The organism is Sphingopyxis sp. KK2, from assembly GCF_001990265.1.
GTDB lineage: Bacteria > Pseudomonadota > Alphaproteobacteria > Sphingomonadales > Sphingomonadaceae > Sphingopyxis.
This window is the reverse complement of record NZ_LYVN01000019.1, coordinates 1-17,874: the sequence shown is the minus strand read 5'-3', so window position 1 is coordinate 17,874 and position 17,874 is coordinate 1. Positions and strand designations below refer to the sequence as shown.

Annotated in this window: 16 protein-coding genes; 6 read left to right on the top strand and 10 right to left on the bottom strand. The window is 65.4% G+C overall.

Annotated features, from left to right (window positions below; all coding sequences use genetic code 11):
• Positions 1 to 12: 12 nt before the first annotated feature.
• The 3 genes from B1A78_RS05215 to B1A78_RS05205 are packed head-to-tail and all read right to left on the bottom strand — an operon-like array spanning position 13 to position 3,015.
• Positions 13 to 1,020, bottom strand: coding sequence for a cytochrome d ubiquinol oxidase subunit II (locus tag B1A78_RS05215; RefSeq protein WP_077145940.1), 1,008 nt, complete (start codon positions 1,018 to 1,020; stop codon positions 13 to 15).
• Positions 1,017 to 2,408 (bottom strand): cytochrome ubiquinol oxidase subunit I, encoded by a 1,392-nt coding sequence (locus tag B1A78_RS05210; RefSeq protein ID WP_077145939.1) that lies wholly within the window; start codon positions 2,406 to 2,408, stop codon positions 1,017 to 1,019. The genes B1A78_RS05215 and B1A78_RS05210 overlap by 4 nt, the downstream gene beginning before the upstream one ends.
• Positions 2,395 to 3,015 carry a GbsR/MarR family transcriptional regulator gene (locus B1A78_RS05205; RefSeq protein ID WP_218667945.1) on the bottom strand — a complete coding sequence of 207 codons (621 nt, stop codon included), beginning with the start codon at positions 3,013 to 3,015 and terminating at the stop codon, positions 2,395 to 2,397. Before B1A78_RS05205 ends, B1A78_RS05210 begins: the two co-directional genes overlap by 14 nt.
• Before the next feature lie 188 nt (positions 3,016 to 3,203).
• Here B1A78_RS05205 and typA point away from each other — a divergent pair, with 188 nt between their 5' ends.
• The 5 genes from typA to rutA all read left to right on the top strand — a co-directional run bounded on the left by typA (position 3,204) and on the right by rutA (position 8,121).
• Positions 3,204 to 5,036 carry a translational GTPase TypA gene (gene typA, locus B1A78_RS05200; RefSeq protein ID WP_077145937.1) on the top strand — a complete coding sequence of 611 codons (1,833 nt, stop codon included), beginning with the start codon at positions 3,204 to 3,206 and terminating at the stop codon, positions 5,034 to 5,036.
• A 111-nt stretch (positions 5,037 to 5,147) separates the two neighbouring features.
• The gene (gene rutB, locus B1A78_RS05195) at positions 5,148 to 5,876 is read left to right on the top strand and encodes a pyrimidine utilization protein B (RefSeq protein ID WP_077145936.1); all 729 of its coding nucleotides are present in this window, start codon (positions 5,148 to 5,150) and stop codon (positions 5,874 to 5,876) included.
• On the top strand, positions 5,876 to 6,259 hold the full coding sequence (gene rutC, locus B1A78_RS05190) for a pyrimidine utilization protein C (RefSeq protein ID WP_077145935.1): 384 nt from the start codon (positions 5,876 to 5,878) through the stop codon (positions 6,257 to 6,259). The genes rutB and rutC overlap by 1 nt, the downstream gene beginning before the upstream one ends.
• Entirely contained in the window at positions 6,256 to 7,050 is a 795-nt protein-coding gene (rutD, locus tag B1A78_RS05185; RefSeq protein ID WP_077145934.1) for a pyrimidine utilization protein D, read from the top strand. The genes rutC and rutD overlap by 4 nt, the downstream gene beginning before the upstream one ends.
• A 12-nt stretch (positions 7,051 to 7,062) precedes the next feature.
• Complete coding sequence (gene rutA / locus B1A78_RS05180) at positions 7,063 to 8,121, top strand: pyrimidine utilization protein A (RefSeq protein WP_077145933.1); 1,059 nt, start codon at positions 7,063 to 7,065, stop codon at positions 8,119 to 8,121.
• On the opposite strand, the gene ligD is transcribed toward rutA, so the two are convergent.
• The 6 genes from ligD to B1A78_RS05150 form a co-directional block, all read right to left on the bottom strand.
• Positions 8,118 to 10,622, bottom strand: coding sequence for a DNA ligase D (ligD, locus tag B1A78_RS05175; RefSeq protein WP_077145932.1), 2,505 nt, complete (start codon positions 10,620 to 10,622; stop codon positions 8,118 to 8,120). The genes rutA and ligD overlap by 4 nt on opposite strands.
• A complete protein-coding gene (locus tag B1A78_RS05170; RefSeq protein ID WP_077145931.1) occupies positions 10,609 to 11,091 on the bottom strand; it encodes an MgtC/SapB family protein in 483 nt (160 codons plus the stop codon). Before B1A78_RS05170 ends, ligD begins: the two co-directional genes overlap by 14 nt.
• Positions 11,091 to 11,951, bottom strand: a complete 861-nt coding sequence (locus B1A78_RS05165; protein WP_077145930.1) for a Ku protein — start codon at positions 11,949 to 11,951, stop codon at positions 11,091 to 11,093. Before B1A78_RS05165 ends, B1A78_RS05170 begins: the two co-directional genes overlap by 1 nt.
• 73 nt (positions 11,952 to 12,024) lie before the next feature.
• Positions 12,025 to 14,205 carry a TonB-dependent siderophore receptor gene (locus B1A78_RS05160; RefSeq protein WP_077145929.1) on the bottom strand — a complete coding sequence of 727 codons (2,181 nt, stop codon included), beginning with the start codon at positions 14,203 to 14,205 and terminating at the stop codon, positions 12,025 to 12,027.
• Between the two features lie 40 nt (positions 14,206 to 14,245).
• A complete protein-coding gene (locus B1A78_RS05155; protein ID WP_077145928.1) occupies positions 14,246 to 14,425 on the bottom strand; it encodes a hypothetical protein in 180 nt (59 codons plus the stop codon).
• Positions 14,422 to 15,588, bottom strand: a complete 1,167-nt coding sequence (locus B1A78_RS05150; RefSeq protein ID WP_077145962.1) for a PepSY domain-containing protein — start codon at positions 15,586 to 15,588, stop codon at positions 14,422 to 14,424. Before B1A78_RS05150 ends, B1A78_RS05155 begins: the two co-directional genes overlap by 4 nt.
• 214 nt (positions 15,589 to 15,802) lie before the next feature.
• Between B1A78_RS05150 and B1A78_RS05145 the strand changes: the two genes are divergently transcribed.
• Positions 15,803 to 16,234, top strand: coding sequence for a hemerythrin domain-containing protein (locus tag B1A78_RS05145; RefSeq protein ID WP_218667944.1), 432 nt, complete (start codon positions 15,803 to 15,805; stop codon positions 16,232 to 16,234).
• A 9-nt stretch (positions 16,235 to 16,243) separates the two neighbouring features.
• On the opposite strand, the gene B1A78_RS05140 is transcribed toward B1A78_RS05145, so the two are convergent.
• Positions 16,244 to 17,874: CHAT domain-containing protein (locus B1A78_RS05140; RefSeq protein ID WP_144037693.1), on the bottom strand; the 1,631-nt coding region annotated here is incomplete at its 5' end.

Genomic DNA, 17,874 nt, shown 5'->3' with positions numbered 1-17,874 from the left:
ACATCAGCGCCCTCACTCATAACTCAAATGCGTCGCCTTCCCCCTAAAAATCCAATGCGCCAGCACCGAATATCCCAGAATCACCGGCAGCACGAACAGCGCGCCGATCAGGATGATGCTCAGCGATTCGGGGCTGGCCGCCGCCTGCCAGATGTCGAGCCGGTCGGCGATCAGATAGGGGTAAAAGCTGTACGCGATCCCTACGAACCCCAGCGCGAACAAGATGCCTGCGGTCGCCAGCGGCACCCATGACAATTCATCCTTTTCGCGCAGCGGCCGCCGCAGGAAGATCGCGAGCCCCGCGAACAAGGTCGCCGAGGCGATCGGGATCGGCAACAGCGCGATGATTTCTGGCAGGCGGAACCAGCGGGCGAAAATACGCTCGGACAGCAAGGGCGTCGCGATCGAGATGATCGCCATCGCCAGCGCGGTCAGCCACAAGGTCACTTCGGCCCAGCGCACCGCGCGCTTCTGCAAATCGCCCTCGACCTTGTAGACCAGCCAGCACGCCCCGACGAACAGATAGCCCGCGACGAGGCCCAAGGCGGCGAGCAGGCAGAAGAGTATCGACGACAGGCTCTGATCGAACCCCAGCACATAGGCGCCGAGCATATAGCCCTGGCACAGCGCGGTGATCAGCGAGCCATAGAAAAAGGCGGCGTCCCAGCGATGCTTCTGCTCGGGCGGTGCCTTGGCGCGAAATTCGAAGCTCACCCCGCGCAGGATCAGCGCGACGAGCATCAGCACGACGGGCAGGTAAAGCTGCGTCAGGATCAGCCCGTGCGCGACCGGAAAGGCGACGAGCAGCAGTCCGATGCCGAGCACCAGCCAGGTCTCGTTCGCGTCCCAGAAGGGGCCGATCGACGCGACCATCAGGTCGCGATTCGCGTCCTTCTCGAGCCGCGTCAGCATGCCGACCCCCAGGTCATAGCCGTCGAGGACGACATAGAGCAGGATCGACAGCCCCATCAGCCCGGCGAAAATCACCGGCAGCCACCACGGATCGATGAACGGCGTCATGGCGTCACCCCCTCTTCGAGCGGTGCGGCGGGGCCGGGCGCCGCGCCGGGGATCGGGAACATCGCCTTGTCGTCGGGGGCCGCCTTGCCGAGCCGCGCGAGGCGATAGAGCACCGCGATATAGGCGGCGAGCAGCACCGCATAGACCGCGAGATAGAGCGTCAGCGAACTTGCGACCATCATGCTTCCGACCGGGCCGACCGCGTCGGCGGTCTTGAGCACCCCGGTGACCAGCCACGGCTGGCGCCCGATCTCGGTGACATACCAGCCCGCAAGCGTCGCGACCCAGCCGGCAAAGGTCATCGCGACGAGCGCGCGCGCATACCAGCGCGGCAAGCTGTCGATCCCGCGCCGCCAGATCGTGAACGCGCCGAACCACGAGATTGCGAGCATCAGCACGCCCAGCCCGACCATGATCCGGAACCCCCAGAACAAGGGCGCGACCGGCGGATGATTGCCCCGATAATCGTTGAGCCCCGGCACGACGCCCGCCGCCTCATGCTTCAATATCAGGCTCGCGCCCGACGGGACGGCAACTTCCAGATGGTTGGTGCGCGCCTTTTCGTCGGGGATCGCGAACAGGATCAGCGGGGTGTGCGGCTGCGTCTCCCAATTGGCCTCCATCGCCGCGACCTTCTGCGGCTGATGCTCGAGCGTGTTGAGCCCGTGCATGTCGCCGACGAAAATCTGCACCGGGATCAGCAGCGCGGCGGCATAGACGGCGGCTTTCAATGTGCGCCGCACGCCTTCGCCGCCGCCGTCCTTCAGCCAGCGCCAGGCGCTCATTCCGGCGATCAGGAAGGATACGGTGAGCGCCGAGGCGAGCAGCATATGCGTCAGCCGATACGGCATCGACGGGTTGAAGACGATCGCCCACCAGTCGGTCGCATGGACGATGCCGTCGCGGATCTCATAGCCGACAGGAGTCTGCATCCAGCTGTTGAGCGCGATGATCCAGAAGGCCGACAAGGTCGTGCCCCCGGCGACGAGGCAGGTCGCGAGCGTGTGCACCCAATTGGGCACGCGGCTGAACCCGAACAGCATGATCCCCAGGAACACCGCCTCGAGGAAGAAGGCGGTGAGCACCTCATAGGCGAGCAAGGGCCCCGCGACATTGCCGACCTTTTCCATATAGCCCGGCCAGTTGGTGCCGAACTGGAAACTCATCGTGATGCCGGAGACGACGCCCATCGCAAAGCTCAGCGCGAACACCTTCACCCACAGGCGATAGGCATCCATCCACGCGACATCTTTCGTGCGGTTGTACGCGAGCTTGAAGCCGAGCAGCGCCCAGCCGAGCGCGATGGTGATCGTCGGGAAAAGGATGTGAAAGCTGATGTTCGCCGCAAACTGGATGCGCGCGAGGATCAGCGGGTCAAGAGCGTCCATCGTCCGGTTCCTCCGTCCGGCCTTTCCCGCGGCCGAGCATGCGGTCCTTGAACTCGAGCGCTTTTACCACACGCTCGCCGAGCCGCAAAAGCTGGAGCAGCCGCTCGGTGTCGACCCGCTCCATCTCGGCATACCAGTCGGTGAGCAGCTCGATCTGTTCGTGCATCGCCGCGATGCGCTCCTGCGCGAAGCGGTCGCCGGGGTCGGTCGCGGGTTCCATCAGCAAGGTACGCAGCGTCGTCAACGTCGGGTCGATCTCGCGCTTCTTGCGCTCCTCGACCAAGGTGCGGAAGATCGCCCAGACGTCGCGCGGCGTCGCATAATAGTCGCGCCGGTCGCCGGGCAGGTGCTTGAGCTGGACGAGGCGCCAGCTTGCGAGTTCTTTCAGCCCCATCGACACGCTGCCGCGCGACAGCCCCAGCGCCTCGCTGATCTCCTCGGCATGGCGCGGCGCATCGGCGAGGAACAGCATCGCATAAATCTGTCCGACGGTGCGGTTGATCCCCCAGCGGCTCCCCATCTCGCCGAAGTGCAGGACGAACGCCTGCGCTAGCGGGGAGAGCCGAACCGGCGGAGACGAGGAGTCGGGGGTGGGGGATGGTTCCACGCCGACTCGTGTAGCGGCGTGTTTCTGAAGTTTCAATAATTATTGAAACTTCATCTCGCGGGGTCACGCTACGCGGCACCTTCGCCAACTTCGGCAATTTCGTTGCGATGCAACAAGGCTTCTGCTACGGGCGCGGCCAATCGCGGCGCCCCCGGCGCGGCCCCCTCCCTATCCAAGGCTTCTCTCGCATGTCTCTGCGCAATATCGCCATCATCGCGCACGTCGATCATGGCAAGACCACCCTCGTCGACCAGCTCTTCCGCCAGTCGGGCACCTTCCGCGACAACCAGCGCGTCGAAGAACGCGCGATGGACTCGAACGACCTGGAGAAAGAACGCGGGATCACCATTCTCGCCAAGTGCACCAGCGTCGAATGGGGCGAAGGCGCCGACATGACGCGCATCAACATCGTCGACACCCCGGGCCACGCCGACTTCGGCGGCGAGGTCGAGCGCATCCTTTCGATGGTCGACGGCGTCATCCTGCTCGTCGACGCCGCCGAAGGCCCGATGCCGCAGACCAAGTTCGTCACCGGCAAGGCGCTCGCGCTCGGGCTCAAGCCGATCGTCGTCGTCAACAAGATCGACCGCAGCGACGCGCGTGCCGCCGAGGTGCTCGACGAAGTGTTCGAACTCTTCCTCGCGCTCGAAGCCAATGACGAACAGCTCGACTTCCCGATCCTCTACGCTTCGGGCCGCGGCGGCTATGCCTCCGAAAGCCCCGACGCGCGCGAAGGCGACCTGACGCCGCTGTTCAAGACGATCGTCAGCCATGTCCCGACGCCGGGCCTCGACGAAGACGCGCCCTTCACCTTCCTCGCGACCCTGCTCGACCGCGATAACTTCATCGGCCGCATCCTGACCGGCCGCGTCCAGTCGGGCACGGTCAAGGTCAACCAGCCGATCCACGCGCTCGACATGGACGGCAAGGTCATCGAAACCGGTCGCGCGTCGAAGCTGCTGGCGTTCCGTGGGCTCGACCGCGTTCCGGTCGAGGAAGCGAAAGCGGGCGACATCGTCGCGATCGCGGGCCTGACCAACGCGACCGTTGCGAACACGATCGCCGACACCAGCGTCAGCGAACCGATCGCCGCGCAGCCGATCGACCCGCCGACGCTGTCGATGCGTTTTGCCGTGAACGACAGCCCGATGGCCGGCCGCGAGGGCAGCAAGGTCACGAGCCGCATGATCCGCGACCGGCTGCTGCGCGAAGCCGAGACCAATGTCGCGATCCGCATCACCGAAAGCGCCGACAAGGACAGCTTCGACGTCGCAGGCCGCGGCGAGCTCCAGCTCGGCGTGCTCATCGAAACGATGCGCCGCGAGGGTTTCGAACTCGGCATCAGCCGCCCGAAGGTGCTGTTCGGCGAGGATGAAGCCGGCAAGCGCACCGAACCCTATGAAACCGTCGTCATCGACGTCGACGACGAACATAGCGGCACGGTTGTCGAGAAGATGCAGATCCGCAAGGCCGACCTGACCGACATGCGTCCGTCGGGTGGCGGCAAGACGCGCATCACTTTCTCGGGCCCGTCGCGCGGCCTGATCGGCTATCATGGCGAATTCCTGTCCGACACGCGCGGCACCGGCATCATGAACCGCCTGTTCGAGAAGTACGGTCCGCACAAGGGTCCGATCGAAGGCCGCAAGAATGGCGTCCTCATCTCGAACGGCAATGGCGAAGCCGTCGCCTACGCCCTTGGCCCGCTCGAAGAGCGCGGCATCCTCTTCGTCTCGCCCGGCGAGGCGCTCTATGAGGGCATGATCATCGGCGAGAATGCGAAGCCGGAAGACCTCGAGGTCAACCCGATGAAGTCGAAGCAGCTCACGAACTTCCGTTCGACGGGCAAGGACGACGCGATCCGCCTGACCCCGCCGAAGCGCATGACGCTCGAACAGGCGATCGCCTATATCGACGATGACGAGATGGTCGAGGTGACCCCGAAGAACATCCGCATCCGCAAGGCGCTGCTCGACCCGCATGAGCGCAAGAAGGCCTCGCGCAAGAAGGAAATGGCGTAAGATATCGACCGGCGGCCCCTCAAAAGGCCGCCGGTTTTCATTTGGGCGGGGGCGGCTTGCATCGCTCGCCGCTTTCGGGGAAGCTGCCGCCTTCGTTTTGAAGGAGACCCCATGGCGTTCGCGGTCGATACGGCACTTGGCGGCGGGGCAAAGGTGACGCTGCCCGCGCGGCCCGAGCCGCTGATCGTCGATCCCGCGACCACCGCCGTCGTCGTGATCGACATGCAGAACGCCTATGCGTCGAAGGGCGGTTATGTCGACCTGGCGGGCTTCGACATTTCGGGCGCCGCCGGGGTGATCGGGCGGATCGCGCAAGTGCTGGAGGTCGCGCGCGGCGCGGGCATGCCGGTCGTCTATCTGCAGAACGGCTGGGACGGTGATTATGTCGAGGCGGGCGGGCCTGGTTCGCCCAACTGGCACAAGTCGAACGCGCTCAAGACGATGCGGGCGCGGCCAGACCTCGCGGGGCAATTATTGGCGCGCGGCGGCTGGGATTATGAGCTGGTCGAGGCGCTGGCGCCGCAGCCGGGCGATATCCGCCTGCACAAAACGCGCTATTCGGCCTTCTTCAATTCGCAGCTCGACAGCACGCTCCGCTCGCGCGGTATCCGCACGATCGTCTTCGTCGGCATCGCGAGCAATGTCTGCGTCGAATCGACGCTGCGCGATGCGTTCCACCTCGAATATTTTTCGGTGATGATCGAGGATGCGACGCATCATCTCGGCCCCGATTATGTGCGCGAGGCGACCATCTACAACGTCGAGACATTCTTTGGCTGGGTGAGCAATGTCGCCGATTTCTGCGGCAGCATCGGCCAGCGTCCTGTTGGAGAGAGTTGATGCCCTTCGAACCGATCAACCCGTCGCAATTCCCGACCCCGATCGCGCCCTATTCGGCGGGGGCGAAGGCGGGGAACACTGTCTATGTCTCGGGCGTGCTCGCGCTCGGCGAGGGTGGGGTGGTGCTGCATGTCGGCGACGCGGCGGCGCAGACTCGGCATGTCCTCGACGTCATCAGGATCACGCTCGAGGCGGCGGGCGCGACGCTCGAAGACGTGGCGATGAACCATATCTTCCTCAAGGATTTCGCGGATTATGCGGCCTTCAACGCCGTCTATGCCGAATATTTCCCTGGCGCGAAGCCTGCACGCTACTGCATCAAGGCGGAACTTGTGAAGGCGGACTGCCTCGTCGAGATCGCCTCCGTGGCGCATATCGGATGACGGCGATCGACGGCCTTTACTGGGAGGCGCATGGCCAGTCGCAAAGCCTGCCGCTGATCCTGTCGGCGGGACTTGGCGGATCGGGCCAATATTGGCGTTCCAATATCGAGGCGCTGGCGGTCAATTACCGTGTCATCCTTTATGACCATCGTGGCACCGGGCGGTCGTCGCGCGATCTCGATGGCGTGGTGTCGGTCGACTCGCTCGCCGACGATCTGATCGCGCTGATGGACGGGCTGGGCATTCGCCGAGCCAATTTCATCGGCCATGCGGCGGGCGGCGTCGCGGCGCTGGCGCTGGCGCTGAAAGCGCCCGAGCGGGTCAACAAGCTGGTCGTGGTCAACGGCTGGTCGCGGCTCGACACGCATTTCGCGCGTTGTTTCGACATTCGGCTGGGCATTTTGCGCGACAGCGGCCCGCGCGCCTATCTGCGCGCGCAGCCGCTGTTTCTCTATCCTGCCGCGTGGATCTCGGCGAATCTCGATGCGCTCGACGACGAGCTCGAGACCCAGCTCGCCGATTTTCAGGGCGCCGACAATCTTGGCAAGCGGGTTGCGGCGCTGCGCCGCTTCGACATCGATGCGCGGCTAGGCGAGATCATGCGCCCGGTGCTCGCGGTCGCGGCCGAGGATGACATGCTGGTGCCGTCCGACTGTTCGCGGCGGCTGGCACGCGGGCTGCCGAATGGCGAATTGCTGTTGCTGCCGCGCGGCGGGCATGCGTGCAACATCACCGAGCCTGCGGCTTTCACCGAGCCGGTGCTGCGCTGGCTGGAAGCGATACAGCTCTAAAGGGGAAATATCATGCAGGTTGGTGTTTTCGTTCCCATCAACAACAATGGCTGGCTGATCAGCGAAAACGCTCCGCAATATATGCCGAGCTTCGACCTCAACAAACAAATCGCCCAGAGCGCCGAGAAGCACGGGCTCGATTTCCTGCTGTCGATGATCAAGCTGCGCGGCTTCGGGGGAAAGACCGAATTCTGGGAATATGGACTCGAAAGCTTCACGCTGATGGCGGGGCTCGCCGCGGTTACCGAGAAGATCAAGATCTATGCGACCTGCCCGACACTCGTGATCCCGCCCGCCTTCGCGGCGCGCATGTGCAACACGATCGACAGCATCAGCCACGGGCGCTTCGGGCTCAATCTGATCACCGGCTGGCAGCGCCCCGAGTACAGCCAGATGGGGCTGTGGCCGGGCGACGAGCATTTTCGCAACCGCTACCAGATGCTCGACGAATATGCCCGCATCCTGCGCGAATTGTGGGAGACGGGACGGAGCGACTTCAAGGGCGATTATTACCAGATGGACGATTGCCTCGTCCGCCCGAAGCCCGAAGGCGAGATGAAGATCATCTGCGCGGGTTCGTCGGACGAGGGGCTCGCCTTCTCGGCGCAGTGGGCCGACTATGCTTTCTGCCTCGGCAAGGGGGTGAATACCCCGACCGCCTTCGCCTTCAACAACGAGCGGCTCGCCGCGGCGACCGCGAAGACCGGGCGCGACGTGTCGGTGTTCGTGCTGGTGATGATCATCGCCGCCGAAACCGACGAAGAGGCGCAGGCGAAATGGAAGTCGTATAACGACGGCGTCGATGTCGCCGCGATCTCGTGGCTGATGGACCAGGGCGCCGCCGACAAGCACAACACGACCACCAATGTCCGCCAGCTCGCCGCGCCTGAGGGCGCGGTGAACATCAATATGGGAACGCTGGTCGGCTCTTACGAAAGCGTCGCACGCATGCTCGACGAAATGGCCGAGGTGCCGAACACCGGCGGCGTGCTGTTGACCTTCGACGATTTCATCGAGGGCGTGGAGGCGTTCGGCACGCGCATCCAGCCGCTGATGAAAAGCCGCCGCTAGAAGCCGGGAAGCGACTGCGCCGCGAACCCCCAGCCTTTGAGGTCGGGGCCTGCGGCGCGTTCGAGCAGCTCGTCGGCATCCTTGATCGACCACGCCCCCGCCTTGGCGACATCGCCGAGCGCGTCCCATCCGATCGGTACCGCGACGGGGGCGCCTTCGCGGGCCCGGGCCGAATAGGGCAGGATCGCCGTGCTGCCGCGCTGGTTGCGCAGATAATCGATGAAGATCTTGCCCTTGCGCTTGGCCTTGCTCATCGTCGCGACATAGCGGTCGGGTTCGGCAAGGCTGAGCGCCTCGGCAAAGCGTTTCGAGAAATCTTTGTGATGGTCCCAGCTGTGCCCCGGATCGAGCGGGACAACGACATGCACACCCTTGCCGCCCGACAGCATCGCGAAGCTGGCGAGGCCGATGTCGGCGAGCTGGCGGCGGATATCGGCGGCGGCTTTCTTCACGTCGGCGAAGGCGAGCCCATCGTCGGGATCGAGGTCGAAGACCATGCGGTCGGGCTTTTCGAGCGCGCCGACATGGCTGCCCCAACCGTGGAACTCGATCGTGCCCATCTGGACGCAGGCGAGCAGACCGTCGGCGTCGTCGACATAGAGATAATCCTCGTGCCCGCCGTCCTTCTCGCGGATCGGGACGTGGTGCACATGATCGCCGAAGCTGCCTGAGTCATGCTTCTGGAAGAAGCATTTCTTCGCGCGTCCTTGGGGACAGCGGACGAGGCTGATCGGGCGGCGCGCGGCGTGCGGGAGCATCAGCGGCGCGATGGCGGCGTAGTAATCGGCGAGTTCGCCCTTGGTCGCCTTCGCTTCGGGAAAGATGATGCGGTCGCGGCTGCTGATCGTGACGTCGGATCGGGCAGCAGGGGCGGGTTGCCGCTTTTCGGGTTTCACCGCTTTGGCCTCCTTGTCGCTGCGCAGGCCGAGAAAGCTTGCGTGGCGCACCGATCCGCTCGCGGTGAATTCGGCGAAGGCGATTTCGGCGACGAGCTCGGGTTTGATCCAGCGGGCCTTGCGCGCGGTGGCGGGGTCGATTTCGAGCGGGGCGGTCTTGCGTTCGAGCCGTGCGAATTTCGTTGCAAGTTCGGTCATGGTGTCGGTGTCGAAACCGGTGCCGACATTGCCCTTGTAGACAAGCTCGCCTTTCTCGCGCTGCGCGAGGAGAAAGGAGGCGAAAGGGCGCGCCTTTGCCGCAGAGGGGTTCCAGCCGACGAGGATGAACTCTTGGCGGCGGGTGCATTTGACCTTCACCCAGCTCTTGGTGCGGCGGCCGAGGTATGGCGCGTCGGCGCGTTTCGAGATGATGCCTTCCTGCGCGGCGCCGCACATCGCGGCGTAGAGCTTCTCACCCGAGCCGATGACATGATCGGCGACCGCGATCGGAGGCTGGGCGTCGCGCAGTAGGGCTTCGAGGCGTTCCTTGCGTTCGAGATTGCCGAGCTTGGCGAGCGATTTGCCGTCGGCTTCGAGCAGGTCGAATGCGAAGAAGTGGAGCTGGGTGCCCTCGCCCTGCGCTCCGTGGCCGCGTTTGAGCACGGCCTGCAGCGACGAGAAATCGGGGTTGCCGCCCTTGCCATAGGCGACGATCTCGCCGTCGAGCAGGCAGGGCGGCAAGTCGAGCGCAGCGATATGACGCACGAGCGGCGCGAATTTGTCGGTCCAATCGAGGCCGCTCCGTGTATACACGCGCACCTTCTCGCCCGCGGCGGCGATTTCGGCGCGATAGCCGTCATATTTGATCTCGTGGAACCAGCCGTTGCCCGTCGGCACCGCATCGACCAGCGTTGCAAGCTGGAGCGGGCGGAATTTGGGCGGCTTGCCCATTTTTGCCGGCTTGGCGACGGCCTTATTATGTGCGGCAGCGGCCTGCATCTTCTTTGCGAACGCCGCGCCCTTCGCTCCTTTCAGCGATTGTTCGCCGCCTTCGTCACCCGCAATCTCGGCCATGGTGCGGCCGGTGAGGACGCTGGTGAGCTGACGCCCGACGAGATCGTCACTGCCGCCGGAAAAAGCGTCATCGACCTTGCGCAGCAGCCAGTTCTCGCGCTTCTCGCCGGAGCGCGGCTTCATGCGAACGAGCAGCCATTCGCCCTTCATCCGCTCGCCGTCGAGGATGAAGTGGAGATGGCCCTTGTCGATGTCCTTCGCGCTCTTGCCCTCGACGGGTTTCCAGGTACCGCGGTCCCACAGCATTACGCTGCCGCCGCCATATTCGCCCTTGGGGATCACCCCCTCGAAATCGGCGTAGGACATCGGATGGTCTTCGGTGCGCACCGCAAGGCGCTTGTCGGCGGGATCGGCGCTCGGGCCCTTGGTCACCGCCCAGCTCTTGAGGACGCCGTCGACCTCGAGCCGGAAGTCGTAATGAAGCCGCGTCGCGTCATGCTTCTGGACGACGAAATGGTCGCCAGCGCCTTTGGCGACCTTGCCCGCAGGTTCGGGAGTCAGCTTGAAATCGCGCTTGGCGTTATATTGGGCCAGAGGGTCAGTCCGGCGCATCCGCATCCTCCACTGTGGGCAACCGGCGCTCGACGAAGCGCAGCAGCACAAGCATCGCAAGCGCCAGCCCCGCAGCGATCAGGACGACTGCGAAATAGCCGGCGCCACTCGCAATTCCGATTCCAGCGGTCAGCCAGATATGCGCTGCGGTCGTGAGGTTGCGGACTTCGCCGCCCTTCACGATGATCAGACCTGCGGCGATGATACCGATCGCCGCAGCCATTCCTTCGATCACGCGCAACGGATCGAGCGACGATTTGGCGCCCCCCAACTGATGGAAGAGCGCGATCGAAACGACCGTCATCAACGACGCGCTGAGCGCGACGAGGCCATGGGTGCGCAGCCCCGCATCATATCCCTTCAACTCGCGATCAAGGCCGAGCAGCAGACCGGCCAGGGTCGCGACGCCGAGGCGCAGCAAGACCTGCACATCGATCGTCTCCAGCCAGAGTGCTTCGTTGAGTTCCATCAGGCGCGCTTGCGTGCCGGAGCTTTTTTCGCGGGCGGCTTTTTCGCTTCCGCGGCGGGCGCCTTCTTCTTGCCGTCGACCGATGCCTTCAGCGCCGCCATCAGGTCGATGACGTTCGACCCGCGCGACACCGGCGCCACCTCTTCGACATCCTCGAGCACGCGCTTGCCCTTGGCTTTCGCCTTCTTGGCGATCACGCGCTTCAGCGCATCGACATAATGATTGTGATAATCGCCGGCGTCGAACTTGCCCGACTTCTTGTCGATCAAGGTCGCGGCGAGGTCGAGCAGGTCGGCATCGGGCTTGGCATTGCCGACATCGCGGAAATAGTTGGCCGCTTTGTTCACCTCGTCGGCGTAGCGGAGCACTTCGAGCACCAGCCCGCGGCCACAGGGGCGCAGGCCTACAAGCTGTTCCTGCCCGCGCACCGACAGCTGGCCGAGGCCGACCTTCTTCGATTTCTTCAGCGCCTCGCGCAGCACGATATAGGCTTCTTCGGCAAGCTCGTCGGCGGGGACGACATAATAGGGTTTGGCATAATAGAGGATGTCGATCTCGCCCGCGTCGACGAACTGGACGAGTTCGAGCGTGCGCTTGCTCTCCAGCTTGACCGCTTCAATCTCCTCCTCGTCGAGCAGGACATAATTGCCCTTCGAGGTTTCATAGCCCTTGACGATATCGTCGGTGTCGATCGCACCGATGCCCGGCACGACCTTCTCATATTTGACCGGCTTGCCGCTCGGTTCGTGGATTTGGCGAAAGCTGATCGCGGCGCCCGACTTGGTCGCAGGGTAGATTTCGACCGGGATCGACACGAGCGCGAGCCGGATCTGTCCCTTCCAATAGGCGCGTGCGGCCACGGCTTTTCCTTTCGCTGCCCCCTTTGGATTCGGAGTCCAAATGATCGGGGCAGCGAGGGGTTCCTTGACCGCTTCAGAACTCGATCGACGCCGAGGCCTTGAAGGTGCGCGGGCCGCCCTGGAGCAGCCGGGTGCCGAACGCGCTGAAGGCGTTGTACGCGGTCGCCCAGTAACGCTTGTCGGCGACATTATCGACGTTGAAGCGCAGGGTGAGCGGGGTCTCGCCGACCAGCGCGACATAACGCGCGCCGAGGTCGAAGCGCGTCCAGCTATCGAGTTCGAGCGTGTTGGTCGCGTTCGCCGCCTGCTTGCCGGTATGGACGACGCGGCCGACCAAGGTCAGTTCGGGCAGGAAGGGCAGGTCCCATTCGACATTGGCGTTGGCGAGCAGCTCGGGCACGCCGACCGCGTCATTGCCTTCGTTCACCCCGCCTTCGGTGCGGCGCAGCTTGGCGTCGAGGACGGTGAGACCCGAGATGATGCGCAGGCCGTCGACCGGCTCGCCGTCGAGCGTGAACTCGGCGCCCTTGTTCCGCTGGGTGCCGTAATTGCCATAGACGATCGTCACCGGGTCGACGAAGGCGTTGGGCTTGTCGATCTGGAACAGCGCGATGCCGGCGTTGAATCGGCCGAAATTGAGCTTGCCGCCAACCTCATATTGCTTCGACTTGACCGGGGACAGCGCCGCGCCGGCGTTGACGACGCGCAGCGGGGCGGTGAGCGGGTCGTTGTCATCGTCGTAGCCGACCGGCGCGGTCGAACCCGCGATCAGCCCCTCGATCCGGTTGCCGTAGAGCGACAGGCCCTCGACCGGCTTGATGACGATGCCGAACACCGGCGTCGCCGCCGATTCCTTGTAGCCGCCCGTGCGCGCGCCATCGGCATAGCTGTACGAGGTCGTCTTGATTTCCTGCAGGCGCAGGCCGCCGGTGACGAGGATGCGGTCGTCCCAGAAACCGAGCGTGTTCGAGACGAAGACGCTCGACAGGCGGTTGCGGCTGATCGGGAAGACATCGTCGAGATCGCCGCCGACGAACTGGTTCGGCGCCGGGCGCGGGGCGACGACCGGATCGTAGAGATTGGTCGCATAGCCCGCGAAGTCGAAGTCATAGGCGTTGCGGTTGACCTGCCAGTTCACCGCCACGCCGGCGTTGATCTCACTGCTGATGCCGCTGCCCGCCAGCTTGATGCGGATGCCCGTCGTCGCCGATTCATTATTGTCTTCGCGCGGCACATAGGAGCCCGCGCCCGTCGCGGCGCCGGTCACCGGATTGGCGACGGTAATGCTGGCGGTCGTCTGGTCCTCGCGCCCGTCGCGCGCGCCGATCTTGGCATAAAGCATCGCTTCGTCGGACAGGTCATATTCGAGGCTGAAGGTGCCGAAATAATCCTTGGTCAGGATCTGGCTCCACGGCTGCGAATAATTGGTGTCGGCGTCCGGAACGCGCGGAATCACCGCGCCGATGCCGACCTGGCCGCGCCAATATGTCTGGTTCAGCCGCTGGTAGTTGAGGCTCAAGGCGGCGCGCAGCGGGCCGCTGTCATAATCGAGCGTGGCGCCGAGGACGTAGCTCGAGTGGAATTCGTCGTCGATCGCGATGTCGCCGCGGCGTGCCGAGGCGTTGAGGCGCAGGCCCCATTGCCGGTCGGCGCCAAAGCGGCGCGCGACGTCGATCGCGCCCGAGAAATGCGAGGCCGAGGTATAGCCCAGCGTCCCGCGGATGACATCGCGGTCGGCCTTTTTGGGGAGCAGGTTGACGCTGCCGCCGATGCCGCTGCCGCCGGGCGCGGCGCCGTTGAGGAAGGCGCTGGCGCCGTTGATCACCTGCACCGACGAGACGAGTTCGGGCGCGACGATCTGGCGCGGGGTGATGCCGTAGAGGCCGTTGTAGCCGACGTCGTCCGAGGACAGGTCGAACCCGCGGATGACGAAGACTTCGCCCGCGATGCCGAAGCCCAATGCGGTGCGGATCGTCGGGTCGTTCTCGAGCACTTCGCCGAGCGAGTCGGGCTGCTGGTTGAGGATCAGCGCCTCGTTATAGCTGCGGATGTTGAACGGGATATCCTCGGCCGCCTTGGTGCCGAAGACGCCGACGTCGCCGCCGGCGGTGACCTTGGTCTGGTTGTTGCGCTGCGCGGTGACGAGAATCTCGTCGTCGCCCGCCGCGTCCTGCGCCATGGCGGGCGCGGCGATCGCGAGCATCGAGGCGCCGGCGGCGAGGCCGATCGCGATGCGGGTGTTCAACTTGGTCATCGATATTCCCCTTCTGGCGCGGCCTTTCCCGCGCGAAATTTCAGGTGCGGCGGACCCTCATGGCCCAGCCGACGGCGAAAACAGGTATGGCGAGCGCGGCCCAAGCCACGGCGTCGCGCCAGCCGTCGCCGGTGAGCGCGACGACCAGCCCGGCGATGCTGACGAGCGCGAGCAGCAGCGGCACGGCGAAGATCGAACGGAGGCCCCGGCGCCGGCTCATTCGGCGGGCACCAGGTCGCCGCCACTTTCGACCTCGCGGACGAGCGCGTCGGTGCCGCTGCGGCGCTTGCCGAGCCAGAGATAGAGGCCCGAGCCAAGGACGATCATCGTGAAGAGCGTCAGGACCGCCCACAGCAGCTTGAGCGGCAGCCCACCATAGTCGCCGAAGTGGAGCGGCTGCGACAGCGCGAGCGCCTTGGTATACCAGGGCATCGGGCGCGCGTCGGTGAACTCGCCCGTCTCGGCATCGATCAGTGCCGAGGTGAGCAGCCGCTCGGTGAGCGGCGTGTCGCCCTGGAAGAACACCGCATAATGATGCTTGCTGCTGAACGCGCCGCCGGGGAAGGCGATGAACTGCGGGTTGTTGCCGGGGATTTCGGCGCGCGCCGCGGCCATCGCCTTGTCGATCGAGCCGTATTTTTCGGGCGGCACCGCGCCCTTGCCGGCATAGGCCCGCGTCATCGCGGCAAGCTCGGTTATCTGCCAATATTGGAAGATCGGGGTGGCGAGCGCGTTGATCACCCCCGTTGCGCCGACGACGGTCATCCATGCGAGCGCGACGATGCCGAGCAGATTGTGATAGTCGAGCCATTTGAGCCGCGTGCTGCGCGACGTCCGCAGCGTGCCGAAATCGAGCTTCTTCATGAAGGGCGCGTAGAGCACGACGCCCGAGACGATCGCGACCACGAAGAGCAGCCCCATCAGGCCGAGGAAGAGCATTCCGGGCAGGCCGAGGAACATGTCGGTATGGAGCTGGAGCAGGAAGTGCATCACGCCGTCGTCGGCGGTCTCGCCATGCGCCCGGCCGGTCGAACGATCGAAATTCTGGATCGTCATATCCTCGGCAGGGGAATCGGGCTGCGGCGCGGTGGTGATCGTCATCGACGGCTGGTCGTTGTCGAACGCCATGAACACCGGCACTTCGCCGGGCCGCGCCGCGAGCGCTTTCGCCAGCATCTCGTCGAGCGGCTTGAGGCCGGGCGCCTCGCCCGACGATCCGACCCCGGGCATGCCGAATTGCGGCGTGCCTTCGGTCAGGGTGTCGATTTCGTCGTGGAAGATCAGAGGTAGGCCGGTGATGCACAGCATCAGCAGGAAAGCCGTGCAGACGATGCTCGTCCATTTGTGGACAAGAAACCAGACCCGGATGGTCGATCGCTGCATGAAGTCGGGCACAATCTTATTGCGAAGAATAATCAATAGCGCCCTAGGCGGGTGCTGCCATTTTGGCAATGATTATCGATGCAAAGGTCGGGCGAAACTTCCAAGGCGGTCACGAATGGCGAATGCGGTTTAATCCTCTTTTCAGAGGGGCAGGCTAAAAGCGTGTGCAGGGGACCATTCGATACGGGGTGGTCCTATGCATATGGTCCATGAAATGCGGCGATTGCGCGCCGAACATGCGGCCCTTGCCACCCTGTCGCGTTTCCTGATGGATATCGTCGCCGCGCCCGCGCCGCCGCGTCCGACCGAACTCGCGGCGGTGCGCGGCATGTTTCGCGACACGCTGGTCCGCCACCTGAAATGCGAGGATTGGGTCCTCTATCCGCGGCTCAAGGCGAGCGGCGATCGCGAGTTGACCCGGCTGGCCGGCGAATTCGTCCATGAGATGGGGCATCTGGCCGACGATTTTGTCGCCTATGACGCGCATTGGGGTGAGCCGCAGGTTGCGGCCGACTGGCCGGGTTTCTGCCGCGAAACCGAAGCGGTGCTCGACGCGATCGCGATGCGGATGGAGCGCGAGGAGAGCGAACTCTATCCGGCCGCCGAACGGCTCGGCGAACCGCTCCGCCACGCCGCGCACGGTTAGGCCTTCATCTCAGCGATCGCGATTGGTGACCAAGGTGAAGGGCGCCCAGCTCGCGGGATGCGCCCAATGCGGTTGCCATCCCTCGACCGCCGAGCCGTCGGCGCGCTTGCCCGTGCGCACGGCTTCCATCGCCATCGCCAGCGCGGTCGCGGGGGTCGCGCTCTTGTTCGCCAGCGCCTCGACGGTTAGCGCCGCAGTCGCATCGTCGGCGACGCGCCAGTGGCTCGCGAGCAGATTGCCCGCGCCGGCATAGAGGAAACTGCGCGCGAGGCTCGACAGCGATTCGCCGCTGGCGCCAGCCTCGATCCCCGGCGTCGCGGTGTTGCACGCCGACAGCACCACCCAGCGCGCCGACAGCGACAGCGCCGCGGCCTCGCTCGCGGTGAGCAGCCCGTCGTCGGCGGCGCTCGCCTTGCCCGGCGGGGTCAGGACGAGGCCGGGTTCGGACCCGGTGCCCATCTCGCCGGGGAGCAGCCCGTGGGTCGCAAAGACCACGGCGATCGCGCGCGGCAGGTCGCGGTCGGCCTTGACCGCGGTTTCGGTCGCGTCGCGCCCGAGCCGGACGCCGCCGCCGCGCGCGATCGCTGCCGACAGCCGGGTCAGTTCGGTCACCGTGCCGGGCAGCGGGTCGAGGCGGCGGAGCTTGTCGACCGACGCCATCGTCTTGTCGCCGCTGGCGAGGGTCAGCCCCGCGCCGCGTACCCCGACGCCGCCGCGTTTTCGTACGGTCCCGTCGGCGCCGCGCGCCGCCGCCTGGCCGCTGCCCACGAGCGTCGGCGCGCCATAAGCGACGAGGTCGGGTCGGCGCGATGCCGGCACCGGGCCGCCCTCGCGTGTCGCGAGTGCGAGCGCGCTGACCGAGGGCAGGGTGATGAAGCGATAATGGCGGGCAAGCCAATCGGTCGCGGCGAGATCGGCCTCGGCGCCGCTCTCGGGCTCGCCCTGCGGCGCGCTGGCGACGAGCGCGGCGAGCGGCAGCCCGGCGATCGGGCCGCTCGCGACGGTGTAGACGCGCCCGCCTTCGGGAAGCGCATCGGCGACGGGGGCGATCAGCCGCTGGTAAAGGCGGTACGCGGCGGCGCGGTCGTAGCGCGGATAGCGCTTGTCGATCGGGCTCGGCCCGCCCTTGTCCTCGGCGGCGAGCGACGCGTCATAATCGGGCAAGGAACAGGTCGCCTCGTCGATCCGGCATTTGAGCCGCGCGACGTCGGCGGCGACCGGCGCGGCGCCCTCGTCGAGCCGGTGCCATTCGGCCGCCTTCTTCGAGATCGCGAAGACATAATGATGTCCCTCCGACGGCAGCAGCATCAGCACGGCTTCGTCGGGTTCGAGCAGCGCCTGCACCGCCGCCACATCGATTGCCTTCGGCGTCACAAGCGTCGCATAGTCGGGAAATTCGGTCGCGATGCGCGCGTCGAGCGGAGCGAGGCGGGCTCCCGCCGCATCGAGCTCGGCGCGCAGCGCTGCCGCCTTCGCTTCGTCCTTGCCGAGCGACTGGTCGCGATAGCGCTGGGTCAGCGACACCACCGCCTGCGCGGCATCCTGCCGCTTGCGGACGAGGTCGCCGAGCGGTCCGGTCCCGGCGAGGCTGCGCGCCGCCGCTTCGTTGATCGCGTCGCCCGCGTCGCTGAGCGTCAGGT

Coding starts and splice junctions, on each gene's coding strand:
- B1A78_RS05215 (WP_077145940.1), bottom strand. CDS start 1,020: ATGACGCCGTTCATCGATCCGTGGTGGCTGCCGGTGATTTTCGCCGGG.
- B1A78_RS05210 (WP_077145939.1), bottom strand. CDS start 2,408: ATGGACGCTCTTGACCCGCTGATCCTCGCGCGCATCCAGTTTGCGGCG.
- typA (WP_077145937.1), top strand. CDS start 3,204: ATGTCTCTGCGCAATATCGCCATCATCGCGCACGTCGATCATGGCAAG.
- rutB (WP_077145936.1), top strand. CDS start 5,148: ATGGCGTTCGCGGTCGATACGGCACTTGGCGGCGGGGCAAAGGTGACG.
- rutC (WP_077145935.1), top strand. CDS start 5,876: ATGCCCTTCGAACCGATCAACCCGTCGCAATTCCCGACCCCGATCGCG.
- rutD (WP_077145934.1), top strand. CDS start 6,256: ATGACGGCGATCGACGGCCTTTACTGGGAGGCGCATGGCCAGTCGCAA.
- rutA (WP_077145933.1), top strand. CDS start 7,063: ATGCAGGTTGGTGTTTTCGTTCCCATCAACAACAATGGCTGGCTGATC.
- ligD (WP_077145932.1), bottom strand. CDS start 10,622: ATGCGCCGGACTGACCCTCTGGCCCAATATAACGCCAAGCGCGATTTC.
- B1A78_RS05170 (WP_077145931.1), bottom strand. CDS start 11,091: ATGGAACTCAACGAAGCACTCTGGCTGGAGACGATCGATGTGCAGGTC.
- B1A78_RS05160 (WP_077145929.1), bottom strand. CDS start 14,205: ATGACCAAGTTGAACACCCGCATCGCGATCGGCCTCGCCGCCGGCGCC.
- B1A78_RS05155 (WP_077145928.1), bottom strand. CDS start 14,425: ATGAGCCGGCGCCGGGGCCTCCGTTCGATCTTCGCCGTGCCGCTGCTG.
- B1A78_RS05150 (WP_077145962.1), bottom strand. CDS start 15,588: ATGCAGCGATCGACCATCCGGGTCTGGTTTCTTGTCCACAAATGGACG.
- B1A78_RS05145 (WP_218667944.1), top strand. CDS start 15,803: ATGCGGCGATTGCGCGCCGAACATGCGGCCCTTGCCACCCTGTCGCGT.